The sequence below is a fragment of the Streptomyces torulosus genome, from assembly GCF_001419765.1.
GTDB classification, from domain to species: Bacteria; Actinomycetota; Actinomycetes; order Streptomycetales; family Streptomycetaceae; genus Streptomyces; species Streptomyces torulosus.
Genome location: NZ_LIRK01000917.1, coordinates 1 through 6,025 on the forward strand (window position 1 = coordinate 1; position 6,025 = coordinate 6,025).

Here is a 6,025-nt window from a genome sequence, read left to right on the forward strand (position 1 = left end):
GGGCGGGGTGCCAGCGCGGCGTCGGGGCGTTCAGGCCGAGTGGCGGGCCACCAGGCGGGTGGGGGTGACCACCGACGACAGGGCGCCCGGCTCCGGTGCGGACGGCTCGGGCGCGGCCGGATCGTCCGTGCGGCTGAACAGCAGGCGGGCCATCAGCCGGCCCATGCCCTCGATGTCCTGGTGCACGGTGGTCAGCGGCGGGTCGGTGTGCTCGGCGATCGGGGCGAGGTCGTCGAAGCCGACCACGGCGATGTCGTCCGGGACCCGCAGCCCGCGCTCGCGCAGCACCTGGAGGGCTCCGGAGGCCATGAGGTCGGAGGCGACGAAGACGGCGTCGATGTCGGGGCGCCGGTCGAGGAGCGCGGCCATGGCCTCGGCGCCGCCCTGCCGGGTGTAGTCGGCCCGTTCGATCAGCTCGGGCGAGGCGCCGTCGAGCAGGACGTCCCGGTAGCCGTCCAGGCGGTCCACCGCCGAGGCCTCCTGGTCGTAGGGGCCGGTGATGGTGGCGATGCGCTCGCGGCCGAGGGAGACCAGATGGCGGACGGCCGCACGGGCGCCGCCCCGGTTGTCGGCGTCGACGTACACGCACTCCCGTACGGTCTCGCCGCCGCGGACCAGCGGGCGGCCGCCGAAGACGGCGGGCAGGCCGAGCCGCTCGATCATGCCGGGCAGCGGGTCGCAGGCGCGCAGCGAGAAGAGCAGGGCGCCGTCGACGTGGCCGCCTCCGAGGAAGTCGCCGACGCGCGGGTACTCCTCCTCTTCCTCCAGGAACAGCAGGACCGGCTGGGCGCCGTGGGCGACCAGTTCCTTGCGGATGCCGCGTAAGTGGAGGTCGAAGAAGGGGTCGATGAAGAGACGGTTCTGCGGCTGGCTGGCGACGACCGCGATGGCGTTGTTGCGGCGGGTGACCAGTTGCCGGGCGGCGGAGTTCGGTACGTAGCCCAGTTCGGCGACGACCTCCCGGACGCGTTCGACGACCTCCGCGCGCACCTTGCCCTCGCCGTTGATCACCCGTGACACGGTGGACTTGGAGACCCCCGAGCCGCGTGCGACGTCCTCCAGGGTGGGGCGCTGTCCGTTCAGTCGTCGTGTCCGTGCCATCGGCTGTGTCAACACCGTCTCCGTAGTGGGCAGTTGGGGTGGGTGGGCCTGCCCGGCCACGGTAACGTCGAAAGCTTTCAGTACGCCTCCACGATTAGGACTTCCTCCTCCGTCACCTCGCCCTCGACGATGCGGTACGAGCGGAACTGGAAGTCGCCGAGCCCGTCGGTGTCCGCGGTGGAGACGAGGACGTAGTGGGCGCCCGGCTCGTTGGCGTAGGAGATGTCGGTGCGGGAGGGGTAGGCCTCGGTGGCCGTGTGGGAGTGGTAGATGACCACCGGCTCCTCGTCGCGGTCGTCCATCTCGCGGTAGAGCTTGAGCAGGTCGCCCGAGTCGAACTCGTAGAACGTGGGCGACATGGCCGCGTTCAGCATCGGGATGAAGCGCTCGGGGCGGTCCGAGCCGGCCGGGCCCGCGACGACGCCGCACGCCTCGTCCGGGTGGTCCTTGCGCGCGTGGGCGACGATCTGGTCGACGAGGGCCTGGGTGATGGTCAGCATGCTCGTCAGGATAAGCAGAGGGCCGCCGCGTACCGAAGGCTGGTACGCGGCGGCCCACATGCCGGGCAGGAGGCCGGTGGGCCTCCCCGGGTGGAGCGGTCAGCCGACCTTTTCCAGGTCCGTGTCGCGGCGGGCCGTGACCTCGGGGTTGCGGGACTTCAGCACCAGCCAGCCGACGCCGAGGGCGGCGGCCCAGCCGGCCATGACGTAGAGGCTGACGCGGGCCTCGTGGTCGTAGGCGATGAGACCGGTGACGAAGAGGAGGAAGACGATGGCGATCCAGCTGCCCGTCGCGCCGCCCGGGGCGGGGAAGGAGGAGGCGGGCAGGCGGCCCGCGTCGACCGCACGGCGGTAGCGGACATGGCTGACCAGGATCATCAGCCAGGTCCAGATGCCGGCGCCGGTGGCGACGGAGACGACGTACTCGAAGGCCTTGTCGGGGACGACGTAGTTGAGGACCACGCCGATGCCCATGAAGAGCACGGAGACCCCGATGGCGAGCGCGGGCGTCTTGGTGACGGACAGCTTGTTGAAGGCCTTGGGGGCCTCGCCGCTGTCGGCCAGGGTGCGCAGCATGCGGCCCGTGGAGTACATGCCGGAGTTGCAGGAGGACAGGGCCGCCGTCAGCACGACGAAGTTGACGATGCCGGCGCCGGCGGGGATGCCGATCACCGCGAAGGCCTTCACGAACGGGCTCACGCCCGGCGCGAACTCGGTCCACTTCACCACGCAGAGGATGACGGTGAGGGCGCCGACGTAGAACAGCGCGATACGCCAGGGCAGGGTGTTGATCGCCTTGGGGAGGGTCTTCTCCGGGTTCTCGGACTCACCGGCGGTGACACCGACCAGCTCGACGGCGAGGTAGGCGAACATCACGCCCTGGAGGGTCATCAGGGACGAGCCGATGCCCTTGGGGAAGAAGCCGTCGAAGGCCCACAGGTTGGAGACGGCGGCGGTGTCGCCGGCGGCGCTGAAGCCGAAGGTGAGGACGCCGAGGCCGATCACGATCATGCCGATGATGGCGGTGACCTTGATCATCGAGAACCAGAACTCGATCTCGCCGAACAGCTTCACCGAGATCAGGTTGGCCACGAACAGGACGACCAGGAAGACCAGCGCCGAGACCCACTGCGGGATCTGCGGGAACCAGTAGTTGATGTAGATAGCGGCGGCGGTCAGTTCCGCCATACCGGTGACGACCCACAGCAGCCAGTACGTCCAGCCGGTGAAGTAGCCGAAGAACGGGCCGAGGAACTCGCGGGAGTACTCCGCGAAGGAGCCCGAGACCGGGCGGTACAGGAGCAGCTCGCCGAGCGCCCGCATGATGAAGAAGATGATGACGCCGGCGACGGCGTACATCAGGATGAGGCTCGGTCCGGCCTTGGCGATGTTCGCACCGGCGTTGAGGAAGAGCCCGACGCCGATGGCGCCGCCGATCGCGATCATCTGGACCTGGCGGCTGCCGAGCCCGCGCTCGTACCCCTCTTCGGAGGCCTCGCCGCGCACGGCGTCATTGCCGTTGTTGTCGACCTGAGCGGAGGTCATGTGTTGTGCGCCTTTCTCCACGCTGGGCCGATCCGAGTCGTTCGTCGACCCCGGATCGGGTTCCGATCCCCCCGGATGTGATGGAGCTGAGCTGGTTCGCTCGTGCCTGGCCGACGGTCGTCGGCTGGTGGCGCACCCGGTGGACAAGGGTGGTGTCCCCCGGGCGGTCGTGAAGATTTATCACGGCCGCAATCTTGATCGGCGAGGCGTTTTGTGGCGCACAACACAGGAAGAAGCGGACAAATAACCCCCACGAGGGCATCCCTCACCGCCGTGGTGACACGATCGTTATCCGGATTTGAGTGTCCTCTGAGCGAACGCGAAGCCAACCCGGAAGGGCTCCGGAGGGAACCGTGAGTTCCGCCACCGGCGCCTCCGGCGGCGGGGCGCTCAGGGCATCAGCGTGGTGATCAGCGTCTCCTGGAGACCGCCCAGCCACAGGTACGCCATCACCATCGGCTTGCGCGGGTCCTCGTCGGGCAGCCGGTAGAGGAGGTCGGTGTCCTCCTCGTCGACGACGTCGAGCCGGGACCCGATGGCGAGGCGCAGGTCGTTGAGGCAGCCGAGCCACCGCCGGGACTCGTCCGGGGAGAGCTTGAGCACGGCCCCGCCCTCGCCGGCCGCCGACAGCCCGTCCAGGGAGTGGATCACCGCGAGGGCGTTGTCCCGCTTGCCGGCCCGCAGGTCGTTCTCGGTGAAGCGGCGGAACTCGGAGGAATACGCCCGCTGCTCCTCGGCCTGGTCGGCCGTCGGGGTGCCCTCGGGGTCGCTGTAGGCGTCGGGGAAGAGACGCCTGAGCACGGGGTCCTTGGGGGGCTCGCTCGGACCCTCGGCGAACAGCTCGGCGAGCGGGTCGTCGGGGGCGTCCTCGGCGGGGCCCGGACCGATCAGCTCCAGCAGCTGGACCGCGAGCGAACGGATGATGGAGATCTCGACCTCGTCGAGCGCGACGGCGGCGCCGCCGCCGGGAAGCGGTTCGAAGGTTCCTGGCATCGGGTTGGTCGTTCACTCCGGTCGTGTCGTGTCAGGCCGGGTCGTCCGGCCCGCGGCTGCCGCCCGTGGCTACTTCCGGTCCTGCTGGAGCGTGGCCCACAGACCGTAGCCGTGCATGGCCTGGACGTCGCGCTCCATCTCCTCGCGTGTCCCGCTGGAGACGACCGCGCGACCCTTGTGGTGGACGTCGAGCATGAGTTTGGTGGCCTTGTCCTTCGAGTACCCGAAATAGGCCTGGAAGACATAGGTCACATAGCTCATGAGGTTCACCGGGTCGTTGTGGACGATCGTCACCCACGGCACATCGGGCTCGGGTACGGCGAAGACCTCCTCCGCCGATTCGGTCTTCTCGATCTCCATGGGTGCGGCTGCCGTCACACGGCCCATGCTGCCACCACAGGGGGGTCCCCGCACAAACGGGGACCCGTGCGACGGAGGGTCCGTCAGAAATCGGACCCAGAAATCGTCAGATTGACGAGATGGGGGTACGATCCCTGCCATGAACACAGCGGACCTTGGTTTGCCGGTGGATGTCCCCTCGACCGCGCTCTTCACGGACCACTACGAACTCACGATGCTCCAGGCCGCCCTGAAGGCGGGTACGGCCGAGCGGCGGTCGGTGTTCGAGGTCTTCACGCGGCGGCTGCCGGAGGGGCGGCGGTACGGCGTGGTGGCCGGCACGGGCCGGGTGCTGGACGCGGTGGAGAACTTCCGCTTCGACCCCGGTGTCCTCGGCTTCCTGCGCGAGCGCTCCGTCGTCAACGCGGAGACCCTCGACTGGCTGGCGGGCTACCGCTTCAGCGGCGACGTCTGGGGCTACCAGGAGGGCGAGGTGTACTTCCCCGGCTCGCCGATCATGCGGGTCGAGGGCACCTTCGCGGAGTGCGTGCTCCTGGAGACCGTGATCCTGTCCATCCTCAACCACGACTCGGCGATCGCGGCCGCCGCCTCCCGGATGTCCAGCGCCGCCGGGGAGCGCCCACTGATCGAGATGGGCGCCCGGCGCACCCACGAGCTGGCCGCGGTGGCCGCCTCGCGCGCCGCGTACGTCGGCGGCTTCACCTCCACCTCCGACCTGGCGGCGGGCTTCCGCTACGGCATCCCGACCGTGGGCACCTCCGCCCATGCCTTCACCCTGCTCCACGACCGTGAGCGGGACGCCTTCCAGGCCCAGGTGGACTCCCTCGGCCGCGACACCACGCTGCTCGTCGACACCTACGACGTCACCGAGGCCGTACGGACGGCCGTGGAGGTCGCCGGTCCCGGGCTGGGCGCGGTCCGCATCGACTCCGGTGACCTGCTGCTGGTGGCCCACCGGGTGCGCCAGCAGCTGGACGAGCTGGGGGCGACCGGCACCCGCATCATCGTGACCTCCGACCTCGACGAGTACGCGATCGCCTCGCTGGCGGCGGCGCCCGTGGACGCGTACGGGGTGGGCACCCAGCTGGTGACCGGCTCCGGGCACCCGACCGCCTCCATGGTCTACAAGCTGGTGGCGCGGGCGGAGTCCGCCGACCCCACGGCGCCGCTGGTGCCGGTGGCGAAGAAGTCCACCGGCGGCAAGACGTCCGTCGGGGGCCGCAAGTGGGCGGCCCGGCGCGTGGACGAGCACGGGGTCGCCGAGGCCGAGGTCATCGGCACCGGGCCGGTCCCGGCGGAGCTGGAGGAGCACCAGCTCCTGGTCCCGCTGGTCAGGGACGGCCGGGTCCTCGCCCGCGAGCCCCTCGACGTCGTACGGGACCGCCACACGGCCGCCCGCGCGAGGCTGCCGCTGTCCGCGACCCAGCTGTCGCGCGGGGAGCCGGTCCTCCCCACGGAGTACGTCTGAGAGGCGTACGCCGGGAGTCCGTGCCGGCCCACGCGAGAGCGAGCAGGCGCGGGCGCAC

6 protein-coding genes are annotated in these 6,025 nt (G+C 70.2%); 1 reads left to right on the top strand and 5 read right to left on the bottom strand.

The features are described 5' to 3' along the window. Positions 1 to 30: 30 nt before the first annotated feature. From AOK23_RS42470 to clpS, 5 genes are all read right to left on the bottom strand, one after another. A complete protein-coding gene (locus AOK23_RS42470; protein ID WP_055717721.1) occupies positions 31 to 1,101 on the bottom strand; it encodes a LacI family DNA-binding transcriptional regulator in 1,071 nt (356 codons plus the stop codon). 77 nt (positions 1,102 to 1,178) lie between these two features. Then, complete coding sequence (locus tag AOK23_RS42475) at positions 1,179 to 1,601, bottom strand: M67 family metallopeptidase (RefSeq protein WP_055717725.1); 423 nt, start codon at positions 1,599 to 1,601, stop codon at positions 1,179 to 1,181. Between the two features lie 99 nt (positions 1,602 to 1,700). Beyond that, the gene (locus AOK23_RS42480; protein ID WP_055717722.1) at positions 1,701 to 3,146 is read right to left on the bottom strand and encodes an amino acid permease; all 1,446 of its coding nucleotides are present in this window, start codon (positions 3,144 to 3,146) and stop codon (positions 1,701 to 1,703) included. Between the two features lie 390 nt (positions 3,147 to 3,536). After that, entirely contained in the window at positions 3,537 to 4,139 is a 603-nt protein-coding gene (locus AOK23_RS42485; RefSeq protein ID WP_055717723.1) for a DUF2017 domain-containing protein, read from the bottom strand. Between the two features lie 69 nt (positions 4,140 to 4,208). After that, positions 4,209 to 4,526 (bottom strand): ATP-dependent Clp protease adapter ClpS, encoded by a 318-nt coding sequence (gene clpS, locus AOK23_RS42490; protein WP_055520955.1) that lies wholly within the window; start codon positions 4,524 to 4,526, stop codon positions 4,209 to 4,211. Between the two features lie 112 nt (positions 4,527 to 4,638). On the opposite strand from clpS, the gene AOK23_RS42495 reads away from it, so the two are divergent. Continuing rightward, positions 4,639 to 5,967, top strand: a complete 1,329-nt coding sequence (locus AOK23_RS42495) for a nicotinate phosphoribosyltransferase (RefSeq protein ID WP_055717724.1) — start codon at positions 4,639 to 4,641, stop codon at positions 5,965 to 5,967. Positions 5,968 to 6,025: the final 58 nt, after the last annotated feature.